Origin of the sequence: Brevundimonas sp. UBA5866 (assembly GCF_002432125.1) — a bacterium.
In the GTDB taxonomy this organism is placed as follows: domain Bacteria; phylum Pseudomonadota; class Alphaproteobacteria; order Caulobacterales; family Caulobacteraceae; genus Brevundimonas.
This window is the reverse complement of record NZ_DJFS01000027.1, coordinates 1-18,875: the sequence shown is the minus strand read 5'-3', so window position 1 is coordinate 18,875 and position 18,875 is coordinate 1. Positions and strand designations below refer to the sequence as shown.

Below are 18,875 nucleotides of genomic sequence, written 5' to 3'. Positions count from 1 at the left end.
GATTTAGCTACCGGGCCTTACGCCCTCGCGGCGGGCGAGGAAGGCCAGCCGTTCGAACAGGTGGATGTCCTGCTCGTTCTTCAGCAGGGCACCGTGCAGCGGCGGGATCAGCTTGTTCGGAGACTTTTCGCGCAGGGTCTCGGGATCGATCTCGTCCACCAGCAGCAGTTTCAGCCAGTCCAGCAGTTCGCTGGTGGAGGGCTTCTTCTTCAGACCCGGCGTTTCGCGGATCTCGTAGAAGGTCCGCAGGGCCTCGGACACCAGACGCGGCTTGATGCCGGGGAAGTGGACCTCGACGATGTCCTTCATCGTCTCGGCGTCGGGGAAGCGAATGTAGTGGAAGAAGCAGCGGCGCAGGAAGGCGTCCGGCAGTTCCTTCTCGTTGTTCGAGGTGATGACCACGACAGGGCGGACCTCGGCCTTGATCGTCTCGTTCGTTTCCTGAACGTAGAACTCCATCCGGTCCAGTTCCTGAAGCAGGTCGTTCGGGAACTCGATATCGGCCTTGTCGATCTCGTCGATCAGCAGGACAGGGCGCACGTCGGAGGTAAACGCCTCCCACAGCTTACCCTTCTTCAGGTAGTTGCGGACGTCCTTGACGCGCTCATCGCCCAGTTGGCTGTCGCGCAGGCGGCTGACGGCGTCGTATTCGTAAAGGCCGTTGTGGGCCTTGGTGGTGGACTTGATGTGCCAGGTGATGAGCGGCGCGTTCAGGGCCTTGGCCAGCTCATAGGCCAGAACCGTCTTGCCGGTGCCGGGTTCGCCCTTGATCAGCAGAGGCCGCTCCAGCGCCACAGCCGCATTGACCGCGATCTTCAGATCGTCGGTGGCGATATAGTCCTGCGTGCCTTCAAAACGGGTGCTCATACGAAACCTGCTCCTGATAGGGGTACCCCTAGCAGGTAGCTTAAAGAAACGATGCTGAACAGTGTTCAGGTGATGTGTTTGGGCGAAGGCGGGTCGCTGGCGTCCATCGATTCCTCGACCGCCTCGTCCAGCAGGGCCTCCTGCCGGTCCTCGGAGTCTTGGAGCTTGTCCTTCAGTTGGTCGGTTTTTCCGTTTTCCGGCGGGACGCGACGTGTCGCGGGGCCATCGACGTCATGATCTTTTTCAGTCTTTTTAGGGTCTTCGCTCATGGTGTTTCCTCGTTTGTGTCTTTGTATCCCAGCGCGCCGACATCCTCGTCGGACAGCCTCTTGGCCTCCCAATGGGCCGCGCTGCCCTGTGCGCCGCGCTGGTTCCGCATAAGGCCCGTGTAAACCAGCTCGATCTCGTCACTGTCCGGGACGGGCGATGCGGCCAAAAGGCTATTGGCCTCGATCTCCAAAGCAGACGGTTCGTCTTCTTCGGAAAAATCCTCTTCCGGAACGGGGCGGTTCTGTCGTTCATCGTGCGGGCGAGTGGCGTCAAAGACGTCCATCTCACCCAACAGGATGTCACCGTCCCCATCGTCATCCAGATGGGTCTCGTCGAACACTTCGGCTGTATCCTGGGGATCAAAGCCGCCGTCGGTATCGATTTGTGCGTCCGCCATTTTCGGCCTCCCTGCACAGTGGACAGATGATTAACGGGGGGAGGGGCGGCACCGTTCCGATGCAGAATGGACATATCGGCGCATCACGATCGCAACGGACTTACGCGCGCGCGACCAAGATCGTACTGTGGAAACTTGGCCGTGGGGCGCAAATCAGAATAGATGGTTAACCACGTTGGGTTACTTTTCATCAGTCGCCAACCTTCACGGTAGGCGTTCCTACGGAGACTTTTACTCTTGGCTCTGAAACTGTCGCTGAAGCCCGGCGAGAAATTCGTGCTGAACGGCGCTGTTGTCCAAAACGGTGACCGTCGTGGCGTTCTGGTACTCCAGAACAAGGCCAGCGTGCTGCGCGAGAAAGACATCATGCAGCCCGCCGAGGTGAACACCCCGGCCAAGCGCATCTATTTCCCGATCATGATGATGTATCTGGAAGAGAACGATGCGGCCAAATACTACGACGAGTTCGCTTTGCGACTGTCCGAGTTCATGGGTGTCATCCAGAACCCGGCCATCCTGAACGAGTGCGTCAACATCTCGCGTCATGTGATGAACCGTCAGTATTACAAAGCCCTGATGGGCGCTCGTAAGATTGTTGAATACGAAGAGCAAAGGCTCGCCAATGTCCCTTCAGGCGTACAAGACGGCGTCGACGCGGGCTGAAGCCCCGCGCGAGACGGAATATCGGCTGTTCGGTCAGGTCACACGTGCCCTGATGCACGCCTCGACTCTGGACAAGACCCAGTTCGCCGAGCGTATGGATGCGCTGGACTGGAACCGCCGTCTTTGGTCCACGCTGGCTACGGCCTGCTCGGACCCGAACAACGCCCTGCCGCAAGAGGTGCGGGCGCATATCATTTCGCTGAGCATCTTTGTCGGCAAGCACACCTCTCTGGTGGCGCGCGGCGAGGATGACTTTGCGACCCTGATCGACATCAACCGTATGATCATGCAGGGGCTGAGCGGTCAGGCGTCCTGAAGCGGATGTCCAACCGTCAAACTGAAGGAGCGGTTCGGGCCTAGAACAGGTTGCCGAACCATCCGAACAGTCCGGTCGCGATGGCGGCCACAGTCTTCCAGACCAGAACCAGATAGATCGCGCTGGCGGCTGTGCCGATTGCGCCGATCAGGATGAAAACGCCGTCGCGCTGCACGATCCCCAGCGCCAGCACGGCAATGGCCAGCCCCGGCAGCATGTCGCCGAACGGCACCGGCAGCGCCATCATGACCGCCAGAAAAATACAGGCGGCACCGATGAATGTGTCTGCCAGATCACCTGTCATCAACGGCCAGCGCGGGCGTGTCAGCCGTTCGGCGGTGCGAAGCAGGGACAGTGGTGTCTGGGTGCGTGGCGTCACGCCGACACGGCGTCTGAACCAACGCGCCGAGCCGCCGTTTCCCTTGGCCATGAAGCGTTTGCGGGCCCAGCGGGGCATGGCCAAAGGCGTATTCAACAGCCGGCGGTAAGTGGCCCGCTGGACGCTGCTGCGCATGATCGAGGGCGGCAGCCAAAGCCGGCTTTTCTGGAACGCCATCTCGACAGAGATCAGAATGATCGGCACCGAGAAAATGGCCTTGCCACCCGGCGGCCACGGGAAAAGGGCCATCAGTGCCAGCAGCAGCAGCATGGCACCAAAGCCGCGCTCGCCAAACGCATCGACCATTTCGCGTATGGTGAGTTGCGGATCGTCCCCGTATCCCAACCCCTCAAGGACGTTTGAAAATGTCCTGTGTTCGTCAGCGTGCTTAGACGTGTAGGGGGCGGGCATTAAGGTCCGGGGCGACGATAGGTCAGTGATAGCCATAGATGGCTATAACCAGCCATAGCGCGTCCGGTTGCGGACGCGAAGTATTGATCACATCGGTATAGGGCAAAAACGCGACCCTATTGTCGCAGACCCCCGTTCAGGCCGTTTTGCGGACGGGCTTGCAGCTGATCGCATAGATCCAGACCGCGCCGCCCAGTATGGAGGCCCCAAGGAAGGCGAGCAGGCCGCCCAGCAGTAATCCGTGGGTCTGGATCACGGGCACATTCGCCCCGTGCTGATAGGCCATATAGCCTGCGACCCCCAACATGACCCCTACGGCGGCCAGCAGGATGATGGTGGCGGCATCGCCGTCATTTTCGCGCGGTTTGCGAGACGGGGTGGACCAGCGCGGCGTCGTTATCAGCCCTTCGTGGCGAACCACGCCTGTCGTGCCCAGCGGAGCCTCCAAGGGCGGAGGCAGGCGGGTACCGGGACGGCTGATGGGTGAGAGGAGAAGCCGGATCACAGAGGGCTTCTCTGCCCGATCCATTTCGAACAAGGCCCGTTCGGCACAGCGGCGACGATAGGGGGTATCGATAGGGGGCTGCTGCCTCTCCGGAATGGCGGCCAGCAGTTCGGCCGCGTCCTGCATGCGCCCCTTACGGATCAGGCCCAGTATGTCGGTGCGCTGGAAACGTTCTATGCCGATGCTGTGAACGAAGCTGACCAGGGCGTCGAACTGGTTCTGGCCGAGGTTGCGTCGCACGTTCTGGTTCAGGAAATCCACCACAGGGATCAGGTCGTGCAGCAGCAGAAGCTCGGCTTCCTGCTCGCTGATGTCGATTCCTTCGCGGGCCGAAAGCGTGTGGCCATAGCCTATGGTCAGTGTGCCATCACGGCGCGCCACAGCACGAGGGCGGAAACCCTCGAAGCTTTTGATCAGCAACAGTCCCTCGCGGGACAGTCTGCGACGTGGAATGGGCGCTTGTTTCGGCACGAAATGATCCAAAACGAAACTCGTGTTCGGGCTTCGTCATGGGAACAGCAAGGCGCGTTCCACTGTTAAGCTTCGTTTCGGGAGTGCTTACAGAAGGATCAGGGTCGCCAGACCCAGGAAAATCAGGAAGCCGAAGAAGTCGGTGGTGGCGGTCACGAAAACCGATGACGACACAGCCGGGTCGAACTTCAGCTTGCTGAGTGTCAGCGGCGTTACGACGCCCACGATGGCGGCCACCAGCATGTTCAGGATCATGGCCGCTGAAATGACCGCACCCAGGCGCCAGTCCTGGAACCAGAGACCGGCCGCGATGCCGACCAGCGGCGACAGGATCAGACCGTTCAGCAGACCCACCGTCAGCTCGCGCCAGAAGGTGCGCAGGGCGTTGGAGGAGTTCAGCTCACGCGTGGCCAGTGCGCGCACGGTGACCGTCAGGGCCTGCGTGCCGGCATTGCCACCGATAGCCGACACGATCGGCATGAGGACGGCGAGGGCAACGATCTCGGCGATCGTGCCTTCGAACACAGCGATGACGGCAGCGCCCAGAATGGCGGTGAACAGGTTGATGCCCAGCCACGGCACACGCGAGCGCACGATTTCGCCAACCGACGACGAACGGTCTTCGTCGGCCACACCGGCGAGGCGCATGAAGTCCTCGCGGTTTTCTTCCTGAATGATGTTCACCACGTCATCGACGGTCAGCTGGCCGACCAGACGGCCCGCCGCATCGACAACAGGTGCCGAGATCAGGTGGTATTTTTCGAAGATATAGGCGACTTCTTCCTGATCGACGTCGACGGCGATTTCATTCACCGGCTCCATCAGATCACTGAGCGGCGTCTCGCGCTTGCTGCGCAGCAGGCGGCTGATGGCGACGCTGCCGATCGGGTGGTTGAACGGGTCGACCACATAGATGTCGAAGAACAGTTCGGGCAGGTCTTCGCCGTCGCTGCGGACGTGGTCGATGGTGTCGCCTACGGTCCAGAACTGCGGCGCGGCCATAACCTCGCGCTGCATGAGGCGACCGGCGGTGTCTTCGTCGTAGCCCAGCGAGGATTCGATCGCCGCACGGTCGGTTTCCGGCATGGCGGCCAGAACTTCCTCGCGCTGGTCGTCCTCGAGGTCTTCGACAACGGCGGCGGCGTCGTCCGAATCCAGTTCCTGCAGGGCCTCGGCCAGCACGCCCGAGGGGACGCGTTCCAGCACCTCCTCGCGGATACCGTCGTCCATTTCCGGCAGGGTTTCCGCCAGCAGTTCCGGCGGCAGCCACTGCACGACCACGCCGCGGTGTTCGGCGGTCAGGAAGCCCATCAGGTCGGCGACGTCGGCGGGGTGCAGGTCTTCCAGAAGGCCGCGCAGGCGCATGCCGTCGCCGTCATCGGCGGCATCCACGACCTTTTCGACAAATCCGGCGGTCAGGGCATAGTCGTCGCCAAGGGCGACGTGCTCTTCGTCGTCGGTGTGCAGGTCGATGATGTCAGGAGCTTCGGGCTGGGGGCCCGATGATAGACCTGGCTTCAGGTCGGCTGGATCCGTGTTGTTCACGTTTAAGCCTCCCTGAAGATTGAATCCCGTTTTGGTAGTAGGCGGGATTCGCCCTGTCTATTCAATGGTGCGGTCGAGAAGACTCGAACTTCCACGGGTTGCCCCACAGCGACCTCAACGCTGCGCGTCTACCAATTCCGCCACGACCGCTCGCATCGGAGGCCGCTGAATAGGCGAGGCTTTTGAAAAAGGAAAGCCCGAAATGAGGGAAAAATTCGATAAGTTGGCCCCAACCCCCTCAAAACCCAGCAAAAAGCCCGCCGTAGCGGGCTTTGGCGTTTGAAATAAAACGCGGCTATCAGGTCTGGCCGGCCATATAGTCATAGACATCGGCGGTACGGGTGACGGTGATGGCGATCCGGTCATCGCGAATCTCGATCTCGCCACGGGCCACAGGATGGTTGTTGGCCAGAATCCACACCTCGTCCTTGGCCGAGGCGTCCAGCGGAATCACAGCGCCGCGGCCCATGCGCAGCAATTGCTGCATCGGCAGGACCGAACGGCCCAGAACCACGGAGATTTCGACATCAACAGCTTCGATTTGGCTCAACGACGACACCCACCACTAAAAGACGGCCTTGCGCTGCCGTTCTTGGAAGCACATTGAACCCATTATGCTTGCTGAGCCGTTAAACATGTCCGAATCCCCCCTGATGCGCGCCGATGGTCGTCCGGTCGAATGGGCCGTTTCGTCCGGCTATGTCGATTACGAACAGGCCGAGGCTGCTATGGAGGCCCGCGTGGCCGCGATTGCCGCGGGCGAAGCCAATGAGGTTGTTTGGCTGTTGGAGCATCCGCCGCTCTATACGGCGGGTGTGTCGGCCAAGGCCGAGGACCTTCTGATGCCGGACCGTTTTCCGGTCTACAAGACGGGGCGGGGCGGGCAGTTCACCTATCACGGTCCCGGACAGCGCGTCGCCTATGTGATGCTGGACCTGACCCAGCGCGGGCGTGATGTGCGCGGCTTTGTGCACGGTATGGAAAACTGGATCATCGGCGCTCTCGGACGTTTCGGCGTTGAGGCGGGCATGCGCGAGGGGCGCGTCGGTGTCTGGGTCGAGCGCAAGGGCGCAGGCTGGGCGCGTGAGGACAAGATCGCCGCCATCGGCGTGAAGGTCCGCAAATGGGTCAGCTTCCACGGCATCAGTCTGAACGTGGAGTCGGATCTGGACCATTTTGGCGGCATCGTACCGTGCGGCATCAGCGAACACGGCGTCACCAGCCTGTTGGACCTCGGTGTGGTGGCGTCGATGGAGGACGCGGACGATGCGCTTCGCTCATCGTTCCAGACCCATTTCGGCCCGGTCGTTCCGGGCCACCCGTTGGTCGAAGGTCAGCCTCTGGCCTGAGAAAGGCGCTGGCTTGAGGGCGGGCCGTGACGGTTCAGCCCTCTTTGACCCGGAAACAGTCCCAGCAATAGCAGGACCAAAAAACCCGCGGCCAACATGAAGCTGGAGTAGGGCGGCTGTATGAGGGTGGCTGTCACCAGTGTGCCTGTGATCAGCCATGCCCACCAGCCCGAGCGACCGCAGTCGTGCAGGCGCAAGGACAGCACGCACAGGCTGCTGTAGGCGATCAGGGCTTTGACCGGCGCGGCGAACCATCCAGACAGACCCAGTTCGACGGCGCGCTCTACACCCCACCATGCGCCCACCAGCACCGTGATTCCGAATGCGAACGGTAGTCGGCCCGTGCGGCGCGTGGAATGGAAGAACAACTCGGTCAAAAAGGTCATTCAGTGAGGGTCATGTGAATCGGACATCAAACTACTGTCCGTACTGATTAAGCTAAAGCGTTGAATTACGCATATGTTGCGACCTCTACCGGTCACGTGAACGAGAACCTATATCTTGGGCATGACAGATACCCCAAACGCCGCCGACGTCCGTCGTTCCCATGCCGGATATGATCTGACCCCGCCGACCGAGGCCGAGCGGGTCGCTCTGGAAGCCGATCTGTCGGCCGAGGAAAAGCGTGTGCTCCTGGCCCACGGCACGGAGGCTCCGTTCTGCGGTACGCTGTTGGGTGAGAAACGGCAGGGGACTTTCTGCTGTCGCCAGTGCGGTCTGCCGTTGTTCAAGTCGGTGACCAAGTTCGAGAGCGGCACAGGTTGGCCATCCTTCTGGGAGCCGGTTGATCCCGATCACATAGTCGGGGTGCGCGATACCTCCTACGGTATGGTTCGGGTTGAATCGCGCTGTGGTCGCTGTGACAGCCATCAGGGCCATGTCTTTCCCGACGGGCCGCCGCCCACGGGTTTGCGTTATTGCATAAACTCTGTTGCACTGAGTTTCACGCCGGAGGGCGAGCCGCTGCCTGATCCGTTGAAACGCGGCGACGGCATTGCCTGATTAAGGCCGTCTTTGACGGGGTAAACTCCTTTGGCGTTATAAGAGGTGAGTGACATGTCCATTCTGGTTCCGGTCTTCGCAGCCCTCGGACTGGCCGCTGCGCTTGGCGATCAGGATCCGAACGGAGTTGTCACCACAGCGCGTCCGGACGCCGGATCGGTCAGTGCCCTCAAGGGCGAGATTGAAACGGCGACCCCGTCATCGACTGTATCCAGCGCCACCCAGAACCTGACTACAGCCGAACAGATCGACCGCTGGCTGTCGCAGCGCGAGCCCGTGCGCGAAGCGCCGGTCTGGCGTGACGAAGAGCCGCGTCGGGTCACGGGTGAGGTCAGCCTTGGGATCGGTAGCCGCGACTACCGTGATTATTCCGCCCGTGTGGACGTGCCTTTGGGCGAGAACGGCACACTCAGCCTTGGTTATAGCGAGACGAAAAACGCGCCGTATTACCGTCCGTTGGGGCGGGATGGCCTGTTTTGGGACCCGCGTGATCCCTATGGAGACTGGGCGCGTGCGGGCGTTGGCCGCGGGCTGTGGATGACCCCTTCGGGACGAAGCCTCAGCCCAGTCGATGAAGGTACCCTTATTCCCCGACGAAACAGCCAGACCACCGGGGACTGAGCGTTCGTCTAAAACATGTCGAATTAATCTGTGACGAAATGCAGCGGCGGCGCTAAGCCGCATTCTTCGTTACGGGTTTGGCCAGTATGTCCGGCGTCTCGACCCTTTTAGGATCAAAATGGACAGTTTGTTGAGTTCGGTTGCCGACTTCATATCGCGTAATGCGATGTGGGCGGGAGTGATCCTTGGGGCGGTAACCTTTGTAGAGTCACTGGTTGTCATCGGTGCGTTCGTCCCCGCGACAGGATTGTTGGTGGTGGCGGGGACCATGATCGCCGCAGGCATCCTTGATCCGTGGAATGTCATACTGGGCTGTGTGATCGGTGCGGTTCTGGGGGATGCGGTGTCCTTTGCCATCGGGCGGAGACTGGGCACGAAGGTACTGCGTCACAAATGGCTGCGCCCGCATCGCCGCAAGGTCGCCTGGACCCGTCTTTACTGCGCCCGCTATGGCGTGGCCTCCATCTTCATCGGCCGTTTTTTCGGGCCGCTGAGAGCCTTTGTTCCGACGATGGTTGGCGTGCTGGGCATGCGCCGCCGCACATTCCAGATGGCCAACGTGACCTCTGCCTTCCTTTGGGTGCTGGCGATGGTGATTCCGGGCTGGCTGGTCGGCAAGGGGTTGAACCATCTGGCCGAGGGGCACGGTAAGACGGTCGTGATTTCCGCGGCTGTGGCGCTGGTTGTTGCCGTGTTGGTTATCCAGCGGTTGCTGAAGGCCCGCGCGGCCAAGCGAAACCGGCTGCTGCGGGGTGCCGTTACCGGCGACTGATCTCAAGGCGGACAGATAAAAAAGCCCCGATCCTTACGGATCGGGGCTTTTACTATGGCGTCATGGCCGGACCTTAGTTGTGACCGTGGCCGTGACCTGTCGTCTCGGTATAGCTCTCCAGAGCCGCCTCGGTCACCGTGGCCGAGAAGGCCGGATTGGTGGCCGCATCACCCTCGAACCAGAAGGGCTTGCGGGCAGGGCCGCCGACCTCGTTCATGCGGTTGTCGAACAGGCGGCCATTGACCATCGTCGCCTCGATCGCGTGGGTGTTGCGGATGTTCTCCAGCGGGTTGGCGTTTAGCACCACCAGATCGGCCAGCTTGCCAGCTTCCAGCGAGCCGACATCGCGGTCCAGACCCAGTGCGCGGGCACCGTTGATGGTGGCGGCCTGAATGACCTTCACCGGCTCCATACCGCCCTGATTCAGCATCCACATTTCCCAGTGCGAGCCGAGGCCCTCGCGCTGGCCGTGGGCGCCGATCTGGACCGTGACGCCCTGATCGTTCAGGCGCGTGGCCTCGCGGGCGACGCTGATGTGGTTCAGCTCTTCCTCGAGGATGCGCTTGGGACGGCGCGAAACGGCGTCCAACATGCGGCGCGGCACATATTGGCTGAGGATCGGGTCGGCCCAGACATTGGTGGTGTCGTAGAAGTGGTTCTCGCCCCACGAACCGCCATAGGCCACGACCAGCGTCGGGTTGTAGGCTGTCGAGGACTGCGACCAGAACTGCAGCACGTCGTCATACATCTTGGCGACGGGGATCGCGTGCTCGACCGTGGTGTGGCCGTCGGCGATCATCGACATGTTGTGCTGATAGAGGCTGCCGCCTTCCGGCACCACCATCATGCCCAGTTCGCGGGCGGCCTCGATGATCTGCTGGCGCTGTTCGCGGCGGGGCTGGTTGTAGCTCTTGACCGAGAAGGCACCGACCGCCTGCTGGCGACGCAGGGCCGACTTGGCGTCATCGAGGTTGTTCACCGTGGCGGTGAACGGGGTGCTGGCCCCGTACAGGATGATGCCGGTCGAGAAGATGCGCGGGGCGGTGACCATACCGGCCTTGGCCAGCTCGCTGTGGGCAAAGACCTCGCTGTTGCTGTTTGACGGGTCGTGCACGGTAGTCACGCCGAAGGCCAGCGAGGCGTAGTTGATCCAGCTCTGTTGCGGGATGATGTCATCCGCGCCGAACGAGCCGTGCCAGTGGGTATCGACGATGCCCGGCATGATGGTCTTGCCGCTCATGTCGGTAACCTGTGCACCAGCGGGGATGGCGACCGAGCCACGCGGGCCGACGGCTTGGATGCGGTTGCCGTCGATGACGATGACGCCGTCCTCGATCACCTCGTCGCCCTTGGCGGTGATGATGCGCGCACCCGTCAGAACCTTCAGGCCGTTCGGGCGGGCATAGGGCGCGGTGAAGCCAAGCTCGATACCGCGTTCGGGCACAGGGGCGACCGTCTCGGCGGCACCGTCCACAAAGGTGAAGCTGTCTGTCAGCTTGCGGCTGAACAGTTCGGGCCCGTTCGACCATTTCAGGGCCGAAGAATCAGCCGACCAATGAAGCCATTGGCCCGCATCGCGGGTCACGCGGGTCTGAGGAATGGCCTTGCCGTCTGCCGACAGGGTGATCGGACGGCCCGTATGCGCGAAGGGCGCGACATAGGCGTGGAAACGCTCGGTCCACGCGACCCATTGGCCGTTAGGAGCGACCGAAAACTCGGCGGCGTTTTCCGACAGCAGGTGCGTGCGTTCGTCATTGCCGCTGAGATCGACCGAAATCAGGGCGTTCTTGCCGTCCTTGCGGGTGGTCAGGAACAGGCGGTTGCCATCGGCACCGAAGTGCGGGTTGCTGCCGCGTTCGGTGATCAGGGTCGGTTCGCCGCCGCGTGCGGAGACGCTGTAGATGCCCGGGTTCATGCTCCACAGCGGAGTGGTCAGATAGCCGCCCTGACCCGCGCGGTAGATGACGGTCTGGCCATCGGGGCTGAACACCGGATCGAAATAGTGGCCGGGATTCTTGGTGACGGTACGGCCTTCACCGCCCGAGGCGGGAATTACACGCACCGAGCCCAGCGACTGGTCGTTCCACGTCGCATAGACGATCGAGCGGCCATCGCGCGACCACGACGGGAACAGTTCGAAATGGTCGCTCTGGCGGGTCAGGCGGCGCGGCTGGCTGACGCTGCCGTCAGGGCGGATGTCGCGGACATAGATGTGGCCCAGAGCCTCGAACACCACCTTGCTGCCATCGGGCGAGGTTTCGGCGTTGCGGATCATCTTCACGTCGAAATGGTCAGGCGCGACCTCGACGTTGAAGCGGACGGCATCCTGAACGGTGCGGGTGTCACGCACGCGGAACGGGATTTCGGTGGCCTGACCCGACTTGGCGTCGATCTTCTGGATCTTGCCGCCCGCCCAGACGATCAGGTGCCTGTTGTCCGGCGTCCAGCTGAAGGTCGGATAGACGCCGTGGATCGCCCAGGTTTCCTGCATGTCGCGGTCGAGCGCGTTGTACAGCGGCGTCTCGCGGCCCGATTCGAGGTCCTTCAGGTACAGGACCGACTGGTATCGGTCGCGGCGCACGAAGGCGAGGGTCTTGCCGTCCGGCGACGGGGTGGGGCGGATCGAGCCACCCGGCCCCGTGACGAAGGGCATGATCTCGCCGGTTTCGCGGTCGAGGCGGCGGATGACGTAGATCTGGCCGTTCGGATCCTTGGAATATTCGAAGGTGCCGCCCGGCGTGGCGTCATCGCTGAAATACAGATAGCGGCCATCGGGCGAGAAGGCGGGTTCGCCCGTGTCCTTTTCCTGCGTGCGACGCTCGGTCAATTGCAGGCCGCCGCCACCGTTGCGGTGCCACATCCACATTTCGCCCGCGCCCAGCGAGCGGCCCGAGGTGAAGTGTTTGCGGCCCACGATGAACTGGCTGTCCGGCGTCCATTCCGGCTGGGTGACCAAGCGGAACGATTCGTCGGTGACCTGACGCGGATTGGAGCCGTCGCGGTTCACGACCCAGATGTTGTCGCCACCACCGCGGTCCGAGGTGAAGGCGATATAGCGACCATCGGGCGAATATTTCGGCTGCATCTCCCATGCGACGCCCGACAGAATCGGGCGGGCTTCGCCGCCGGTGATCGGCATCACATAGATGTCGCCGAGCAGGTCAAAGACGATCTCCTGACCGTCAGGGCTGACGTCGACCGACATCCACGTGCCCGAGGTGACGTCGATGTTGACGCTCTTGGACGGTCCGGGCGGGTTCTGGACGTCCCATTTGGCCGGTTTTTCACTGGTTGCGGCTGCGGGCGATGTAGCGGCAGGAGCCTCCTGCGCCCATGCAGGCATGCTGACGGCCAGTGCCGCCACGGTGGTGAGCCAAATGCGCTTCATCTGTGGAAGCCCCCTCGTAAACTAAAAACCCTCGGATGAAGGCTAACGAGGTTCGCAGGGGTTTGGGAAGCGGCCAAAGCGTGAATTCGCCGCAACCTTAACAGGCGCGAACGTCACAATCGGCGATTTAAGGGATGATCCCCGCTCTCCCGCTTCTGTGTTGAAACAGAAGCGGGGAGGGGATGGTGCCGCCGGGCAGGANNTACCACTGAGCTACGGCGGCGACGACGAACGGATTCCGAACGTACATTTTCTACAGTGACACTACACCAAAATGGACCGGCCCTCTGTCGCTAAACAGAGGGCCGGATGGTGCCGCCGGGCAGGATTGAACTGCCGACCTCAGCCTTACCAAGGATGCGCTCTACCACTGAGCTACGGCGGCGTGTCGCTGAGGAGGCGGCTTTTAGCCAACGACTCTCGGAGTGCGCAAGAGTAAAAATGCAAGCTTGATCAAAATCTTTGCACGATGTCTGCTGCGCTCATGGATAACTCCGATCACGATAACAACGGTTCGTCCGAGCCGGATACCAAAGCCACGGCACCCGCCAAGGCCAAGCCTGCGCCTGCCAAGCCCTTGGACGCCAAGGCAGAACGGGCTGCTCGCCTCGCGGCGGCGCTGCGTACCAACCTTCGTCGTCGCAAAATGCCGGGGGCGGCGGGCAGACCTGATCACAAGGATCGTCACTAGAGGTTGCGGTGTCACCAAAGGTGAGTTGAAAACAGGCTTCCATGCGACCGCAAGGCCTTGCTAGATAGCCGATCCACCGGACCGCAGTGGTACTGGTTCTGAAGGTTTCCATGGACAGCATTGTCATCCACGGCGGCAATCGCCTGAACGGCTCGATTCCCGTTAGTGGCGCCAAGAATTCCGCCATCAAGCTGATGGCCGCTTCGATTCTGACATCGGAGCCGATCCGCCTGACCAATATGCCGCGTCTGGCAGACACCCGCTTTCTGGGCGCTCTGCTGCGCGAGTTCGGCATCGAAGTCACCGAGAGCGATGGCGCGGATGGTCAGCAGACCGTCTTTGACGCCCGCGAGATCAAGTCGACGTTCGCCCCCTATGATCTGGTCCGCCAGATGCGGGCTTCGTTCAACGTGCTGGGGCCGCTGCTGGCCCGCACCGGCGCGGCCAAGGTCTCGCTGCCGGGAGGCTGCACCATCGGTGCGCGTCCGGTCGATCTGCACCTGATGGCGCTGGAAGCCATGGGCGCGAAGATCGAGCTGGACGAGGGCTATGTCACCGCCTCGGTGCCGAACGGCCTGCAAGGCGCAGAGATCGAGTTCCCGTTTGTTTCGGTCGGCGCGACCGAGCATGCCCTGCTGGCGGCTGTCATGGCCAATGGCACGACCGTGCTCAAACGCGCGGCCAAGGAGCCGGAGATCGGCGACCTGGCCCGCTGCCTTATCTCGATGGGTGCCAAGATCGAGGGTCTGGATACCGACGAACTGGTGATCACCGGCGTGACCTCGCTGAAGGGCACGGACTGGTCGGTGATTCCGGACCGCATCGAAATGGGCTCTTATGCTGTGGCGGCGGCTATGGCGGGCGGCGAAGTGCGACTGACCAAGGGGCGCGCCGACCTGATCACGGCCCTGACGGATTTGATGCGTCAGTCGGGCGTGGAGATTTCCGAGGAAGCCAATGGCGACTATGTAGTGCGTCGCGATCCGTCGGTCCGTCTGAAGGCGGTGAATGCGACCACGGAGATCTATCCGGGCTTTGCCACCGATCTGCAGGCCCAGTTCATGACGCTGATGACCCTCGCCGAGGGCGAAAGCGTGATTCACGAGACGATTTTCGAGAACCGTTTCATGCACGCACCGGAACTGATGCGTCTCGGGGCCGATATTACCGTGTCCGCAGGCGAAGCCCGTGTGCGGGGTGTCGAGCAACTGCGCGGCGCTCCGGTCATGGCGACAGACCTTCGGGCCTCGATGTCGCTTGTGATCGCCGGTCTGGTTGCCGAGGGTGAAACCACGGTTGGCCGCGTCTATCACCTCGACCGTGGCTTCGAGCGAATGGAAGACAAGCTGGGGGCCTGCGGTGCAGACGTCCGGCGCATAAAAGGCGACGGCCAAGAGCACTGACTGATGACAGAGCAGATCGACAGTATCCAAGAGGTCCACAGCCACGGTGACGGTTCGTCCGGCACGGACATTCCGCCGCTGCGCCTGTTGGCCGAAGATGCTGACGATCTGCAGATCATTTCGGCGGCGCTCCAGGATGCCGTCATGCGGCCCGTGGATATCCGCTGGGAACGCAAGGCGCGTCGTTTGACGCTGGTTCTGTCTCGTTTCTGCTGGGAATGCGGAGGCACGCGTGTGGCCTCCGCCATGCAGTTCGGTGACGTTCAGGCGGTGAAAAGCCGCCGCCTGCCGCGTGCGCCCGAAAGCGCGCTGGAGTTGCTGGCGATTGATTTCGTCGAAACCGATGCGCCTTCAGGCCGGGTTATCATGATGTTTGCGGGCGGTGGTGATCTGCGTATTGACGTGGAATGCCTTGACGCTGTGCTGACAGACCTTTCTGATCGGTGGCCGACCCGTACTGCGCCCGAACATCCGGCGGACGACGACAAACCTGCTGATGAAGCCTGAGGCTTTTGAATATGAATGCGGATCTGACGAAGATCGATATCGATAGCGGCACTCTGCCTGCGGCTACGGCCGAGATCGAACACGAGCGTCGTGTTGCTATCTTCGATCTTGTCGAGGCCAATGTGTTCAAACCTGCGGGCGGGCAGGGCGCGCCATATGCGCTTAAGCTGTCCTCGCAGGACAATCGTCTGGTGTTCGACATATCGGGGCCGAACTACAATCACGTCCACGCGCTCTCTCTGACGCCGCTGAAGGCTGTGATCCGTGATTACGGCCTGATCTGCGAAAGCTATTACGAGGCGCTGAAAGGCTCCTCTCCCAGTCAGATCGAGTCGGTCGATATGGGACGACGCGGCCTTCATAACGAAGGTGCCGAACTGCTCCAGACCCGTCTTGAGGGCAAGGTCGAGATGGACAAAGAGACCTCGCGTCGCCTGTTCACTCTGGTTTGCGCCCTATATCGACGCGGCTGAACTCGACTAAGCCACAGTTTTGGTGCATTAGAGCGCCCTCCAATCATAGGCTCGCGTCAACGCCCGGCGCGGGCCCATTGCTGTTTCATCGGGCGAGAGAGGCCGCATGGCTAAGGAAGAACTGCTTGAGTTCCCCGGCGTGGTCAGCGAACTGCTGCCGAACGCCACGTTCCGCGTGACGCTGGAAAACGACCACGAGATCATTGCCCACACGGCAGGCAAGATGCGCAAGAACCGCATCCGCGTGCTGGCTGGCGACAAGGTCCTGGTTGAAATGACCCCGTATGACCTGACCAAGGGTCGTATCACCTATCGCTTCAAGTAAGGACGCGCCTTGTCGCGTCCTGACGCCCCGGCTCGCAAATTGGTTCTGGCCTCTTCGAGCCCGCGCCGGGTAGAGCTCCTGGCGCAGATCGGGATCGTGCCCGATCAAATCGATCCTGCCGATATCGACGAGACACCGCTCAAGGCAGAAATGCCGAGCCGTCTGGCCCAGCGTCTGGCGACGTCCAAGGCCGATGTCGTGGCGCAGCGTCACCCTGATGATGTGGTGCTGGCGGCGGATACGGTCGTTGCTGTGGGCCGTCGCCTGCTGGAGAAACCCGCGGACGAGGCGGAGGCACGGCGCTTCCTGAAACTGCTGTCGGGGCGCAATCACCGCGTCTTCACCGGCATTGCTGTTGTATCCGAAGGCCGCACATCCTGGCGCGTGGTGGATACGCGCGTCACGTTCAAAACCCTGTCTGACGCTGAAATCGACGCCTATGTCGCCTCTGGCGAGTGGCGCGGCAAGGCTGGCGGTTATGGCATTCAGGGTCGTGCAGCGGCCTTTATCCAGCGCATCGTCGGCAGCCATCCTGCCGTGATGGGCCTGCCGCTGTACGAGGCCAGCAATCTTCTGCATGGCGCTGGCTGGCGACCGGCGAGTTAAGTCGCCTTGTCCGGCATGCGATTCTTTCTGGACGAGATGCCCGGTGAAACCCGTGGCATCGTCGTCTGGGATGACAAGATCCACTCTCTATATATAGAGCGCGATAGCGACCGGCCCGAACATCGGCTCGGGTCACGTGTCGTCGGGCGTATTGCCCGTATCGAACCGGGAATCAGGGCGGCCTTTGTCGATCTGGGGTGCGGTGAGCCATTCGGCTTCATGCCCCTGCCCAAGAATCAGCATTTGACCGAAGGTTCGAGACTTCTGGTCGAAGTGACGGCAGAGCCCCGGGAATCAAAAGGTCCGGTTCTTAAGGCTCTGGGTGATTCCGATGGCGACGTCGGGCTGGTCATAGCCGGTCCTTCCGTCCGACAGATCATCCAGCATATGGCGGGTAAGGAATTGCCCGTCACCGGGCACGAGGCGATCGAAATGTCGCTTCAGGCCGAGGATGACGTTCTCCAGACCCATGTGGTGAACCCTGAGGTCGGGCTGGATCTATCCGTACAGCGGACACGTGCGTTGATCGCCGCTGATATCGACTATGCGCCCTTGCCCGGCAAGGACAGCCGAAAGGGCAGGGAACAGGTCAACCGCTATGGCCTGAACGAAGTGGCGCGACAGCTCAGGCTGCGCCACTGGGCCGGCACGGTGGTCATCGACCTGGCTGGCGTGGGATTTTCTGGCGATGCCGTGCTTGGCACTGCCAAATCGGCCTTTGCCGGATTCGATCAGGTTTCATTTGGGCCTGTCAGCCGGTTCGGTCTGGTCCAGCTGTCGCTGCCCTGGCGTTACCGTCCGCTGGACGAACGTCTTGCGGCGGGGGAGGCGAAGCCTTTGTCGGCTTTGAGGGCTTTGAGAAGGGCCTTGCTGGCGGACACAGCTACACCTTTTTACGATTTGGTGTGCGGACCGGCCGATTCAGACTTTCTGACACCGCTTGTCGGTCAATTGGGGCCACGCGCCCGTCTGCGTCCAGACGGTGCGCCAGGTCAGTACATTATAAGAGAAGGGTGAAGCCTATGGCTCTATGTCCCATTTGCCGACGCAACGAGACGGTTGCGCAATACAAACCCTTTTGCTCGCGCCACTGTGCGGATGTGGACCTGAACCGCTGGTTCAGCGGCAGCTATACCATTCCGGGGCCCGAAGAAGAGATTGATGAAAAAGATCGCGGAATTGAGTGAATTAGCCTCTAGACAGCCCGAAACACTCCCCCTATAGAGACCACCTCGCCGCGGCGCAGACGCCCGCAGCGAAGCAGAGATGCCCGGATAGCTCAGTTGGTAGAGCAGCGGATTGAAAATCCGCGTGTCGGTGGTTCGAATCCGCCTCCGGGCACCATCTCCCCTTTTTATTCCCGCACAGCGCCAAATCATTTTTCCTCGGTTCAAAATGCCGCAGGGCATATTCGTGCGAGCCACGAAATCGTCATATTTGAGAACTGGACGTTTCGCGCGCTGAATCCAAGCTTGGGTATATGCTCGTGCGCACTTCCAGAAAACCACGCAAAATCTTTGCGTTTACGATCTGGGCTCTCTCAACAATCAGGTAAAAGCTATTTTACGGCCTTGACGCTCCGTTAGGGGTTCGCCAAAGGGACTTTAACCGCATTCCGTACTTGCAGGGCTGGGGTAGAGGGCTATTGTCACTTTGCACCATCACTGTCTCGGTACCGTCTGGTACGAGTACGGGGTCGGCGCCAACCGGCGGGGGAGAAATCCGGCGGTGGTTAAGATTTCATTTGAGAGGCGTTCGACTGACGCGGGCGTCTCTTGGGTTCCACGAGTCAGACCAAAGCAGGAACTGGCGAAACATGCTCGATAGCAAGAAGACGAATATCCTCCTGGCCATGGCCGGCGCTGCCGTCCTTATGGCAGGTTCGCCGGCTCTGGCGCAGGACGCCGCCCCGGC

The 18,875-nt window shown here is 61.5% G+C and carries 23 protein-coding genes and 3 tRNA genes; 15 read left to right on the top strand and 11 right to left on the bottom strand.

Annotation, left to right across the window (positions count from 1 at the left end; genetic code table 11):
• Positions 1-3 precede the first annotated feature (3 nt).
• From B3H86_RS03050 to B3H86_RS03040, 3 genes are all read right to left on the bottom strand, one after another.
• Positions 4-867, bottom strand: a complete 864-nt coding sequence (locus B3H86_RS03050; protein WP_292051099.1) for an AAA family ATPase — start codon at positions 865-867, stop codon at positions 4-6.
• A 65-nt stretch (positions 868-932) separates the two neighbouring features.
• Positions 933-1,136, bottom strand: a complete 204-nt coding sequence (locus B3H86_RS03045) for a hypothetical protein (RefSeq protein ID WP_292051098.1) — start codon at positions 1,134-1,136, stop codon at positions 933-935.
• Positions 1,133-1,534 (bottom strand): hypothetical protein, encoded by a 402-nt coding sequence (locus B3H86_RS03040; protein WP_292051097.1) that lies wholly within the window; start codon positions 1,532-1,534, stop codon positions 1,133-1,135. The genes B3H86_RS03045 and B3H86_RS03040 overlap by 4 nt, the downstream gene beginning before the upstream one ends.
• 237 nt (positions 1,535-1,771) lie before the next feature.
• Between B3H86_RS03040 and flbT the strand changes: the two genes are divergently transcribed.
• Together flbT and flaF are read left to right on the top strand one after the other, a co-directional pair.
• Positions 1,772-2,197 (top strand): flagellar biosynthesis repressor FlbT, encoded by a 426-nt coding sequence (gene flbT, locus B3H86_RS03035; RefSeq protein WP_292051096.1) that lies wholly within the window; start codon positions 1,772-1,774, stop codon positions 2,195-2,197.
• Positions 2,157-2,513: a flagellar biosynthesis regulator FlaF gene (flaF, locus tag B3H86_RS03030; protein ID WP_292051095.1), complete on the top strand. Its 357-nt coding sequence runs from the start codon at positions 2,157-2,159 to the stop codon at positions 2,511-2,513. The genes flbT and flaF overlap by 41 nt, the downstream gene beginning before the upstream one ends.
• A gap of 40 nt (positions 2,514-2,553) precedes the next feature.
• Here flaF and B3H86_RS03025 read toward each other — a convergent pair whose 3' ends face one another.
• The 5 genes from B3H86_RS03025 to B3H86_RS03005 all read right to left on the bottom strand — a co-directional run bounded on the left by B3H86_RS03025 (position 2,554) and on the right by B3H86_RS03005 (position 6,374).
• Positions 2,554-3,303: an exopolysaccharide biosynthesis protein gene (locus B3H86_RS03025; protein ID WP_292051094.1), complete on the bottom strand. Its 750-nt coding sequence runs from the start codon at positions 3,301-3,303 to the stop codon at positions 2,554-2,556.
• A 136-nt stretch (positions 3,304-3,439) separates the two neighbouring features.
• On the bottom strand, positions 3,440-4,279 hold the full coding sequence (locus tag B3H86_RS03020; RefSeq protein ID WP_292051093.1) for a lysozyme: 840 nt from the start codon (positions 4,277-4,279) through the stop codon (positions 3,440-3,442).
• 87 nt (positions 4,280-4,366) lie between these two features.
• A complete protein-coding gene (mgtE, locus tag B3H86_RS03015) occupies positions 4,367-5,824 on the bottom strand; it encodes a magnesium transporter (protein WP_409450220.1) in 1,458 nt (485 codons plus the stop codon).
• Positions 5,825-5,889: 65 nt separating this feature from the next.
• Positions 5,890-5,974: transfer RNA gene (locus B3H86_RS03010), tRNA-Leu, on the bottom strand.
• Positions 5,975-6,122: 148 nt separating this feature from the next.
• Positions 6,123-6,374: a FliM/FliN family flagellar motor switch protein gene (locus B3H86_RS03005; protein ID WP_292051092.1), complete on the bottom strand. Its 252-nt coding sequence runs from the start codon at positions 6,372-6,374 to the stop codon at positions 6,123-6,125.
• Positions 6,375-6,438: 64 nt separating this feature from the next.
• Here B3H86_RS03005 and lipB point away from each other — a divergent pair, with 64 nt between their 5' ends.
• Entirely contained in the window at positions 6,439-7,173 is a 735-nt protein-coding gene (lipB, locus tag B3H86_RS03000; protein WP_292051091.1) for a lipoyl(octanoyl) transferase LipB, read from the top strand.
• Here the strand turns inward: lipB and B3H86_RS02995 are convergent.
• Complete coding sequence (locus B3H86_RS02995; protein WP_292051089.1) at positions 7,158-7,559, bottom strand: DUF805 domain-containing protein; 402 nt, start codon at positions 7,557-7,559, stop codon at positions 7,158-7,160. The two genes, lipB and B3H86_RS02995, sit on opposite strands and share 16 nt — an antisense overlap.
• A 121-nt stretch (positions 7,560-7,680) precedes the next feature.
• Here B3H86_RS02995 and msrB point away from each other — a divergent pair, with 121 nt between their 5' ends.
• From msrB to B3H86_RS02980, 3 genes are all read left to right on the top strand, one after another.
• A complete protein-coding gene (msrB, locus tag B3H86_RS02990) occupies positions 7,681-8,175 on the top strand; it encodes a peptide-methionine (R)-S-oxide reductase MsrB (protein WP_292051088.1) in 495 nt (164 codons plus the stop codon).
• A gap of 54 nt (positions 8,176-8,229) precedes the next feature.
• The gene (locus B3H86_RS02985) at positions 8,230-8,796 is read left to right on the top strand and encodes a hypothetical protein (protein ID WP_292051086.1); all 567 of its coding nucleotides are present in this window, start codon (positions 8,230-8,232) and stop codon (positions 8,794-8,796) included.
• Between the two features lie 118 nt (positions 8,797-8,914).
• A complete protein-coding gene (locus tag B3H86_RS02980) occupies positions 8,915-9,568 on the top strand; it encodes a DedA family protein (protein ID WP_292051084.1) in 654 nt (217 codons plus the stop codon).
• Between the two features lie 73 nt (positions 9,569-9,641).
• On the opposite strand, the gene B3H86_RS02975 is transcribed toward B3H86_RS02980, so the two are convergent.
• Together B3H86_RS02975 and B3H86_RS02970 are read right to left on the bottom strand one after the other, a co-directional pair.
• Positions 9,642-12,956 (bottom strand): amidohydrolase family protein, encoded by a 3,315-nt coding sequence (locus B3H86_RS02975; protein ID WP_292051082.1) that lies wholly within the window; start codon positions 12,954-12,956, stop codon positions 9,642-9,644.
• A 310-nt stretch (positions 12,957-13,266) separates the two neighbouring features.
• Positions 13,267-13,341 (bottom strand) — tRNA-Thr (locus tag B3H86_RS02970).
• Between the two features lie 84 nt (positions 13,342-13,425).
• On the opposite strand from B3H86_RS02970, the gene B3H86_RS02965 reads away from it, so the two are divergent.
• The 9 genes from B3H86_RS02965 (at position 13,426) to B3H86_RS02925 (ending at position 18,305) form a co-directional block, all read left to right on the top strand.
• On the top strand, positions 13,426-13,647 hold the full coding sequence (locus B3H86_RS02965; RefSeq protein WP_292051081.1) for a hypothetical protein: 222 nt from the start codon (positions 13,426-13,428) through the stop codon (positions 13,645-13,647).
• A 110-nt stretch (positions 13,648-13,757) separates the two neighbouring features.
• Positions 13,758-15,050 (top strand): UDP-N-acetylglucosamine 1-carboxyvinyltransferase, encoded by a 1,293-nt coding sequence (gene murA, locus B3H86_RS02960; protein WP_292051080.1) that lies wholly within the window; start codon positions 13,758-13,760, stop codon positions 15,048-15,050.
• Between the two features lie 3 nt (positions 15,051-15,053).
• A complete protein-coding gene (locus B3H86_RS02955; protein WP_292051079.1) occupies positions 15,054-15,557 on the top strand; it encodes a DUF2948 family protein in 504 nt (167 codons plus the stop codon).
• Between the two features lie 11 nt (positions 15,558-15,568).
• A complete protein-coding gene (locus B3H86_RS02950) occupies positions 15,569-16,030 on the top strand; it encodes a UPF0262 family protein (protein ID WP_292051078.1) in 462 nt (153 codons plus the stop codon).
• Between the two features lie 106 nt (positions 16,031-16,136).
• Positions 16,137-16,355: a translation initiation factor IF-1 gene (gene infA, locus B3H86_RS02945; protein ID WP_003164348.1), complete on the top strand. Its 219-nt coding sequence runs from the start codon at positions 16,137-16,139 to the stop codon at positions 16,353-16,355.
• A 9-nt stretch (positions 16,356-16,364) separates the two neighbouring features.
• On the top strand, positions 16,365-16,961 hold the full coding sequence (locus B3H86_RS02940) for a Maf family protein (RefSeq protein ID WP_292051077.1): 597 nt from the start codon (positions 16,365-16,367) through the stop codon (positions 16,959-16,961).
• A 15-nt stretch (positions 16,962-16,976) separates the two neighbouring features.
• On the top strand, positions 16,977-17,978 hold the full coding sequence (locus tag B3H86_RS02935) for a ribonuclease E/G (RefSeq protein ID WP_292051076.1): 1,002 nt from the start codon (positions 16,977-16,979) through the stop codon (positions 17,976-17,978).
• A gap of 5 nt (positions 17,979-17,983) precedes the next feature.
• Complete coding sequence (yacG, locus tag B3H86_RS02930) at positions 17,984-18,148, top strand: DNA gyrase inhibitor YacG (protein ID WP_292051075.1); 165 nt, start codon at positions 17,984-17,986, stop codon at positions 18,146-18,148.
• Between the two features lie 81 nt (positions 18,149-18,229).
• Positions 18,230-18,305: transfer RNA gene (locus B3H86_RS02925), tRNA-Phe, on the top strand.
• Positions 18,306-18,875: the final 570 nt, after the last annotated feature.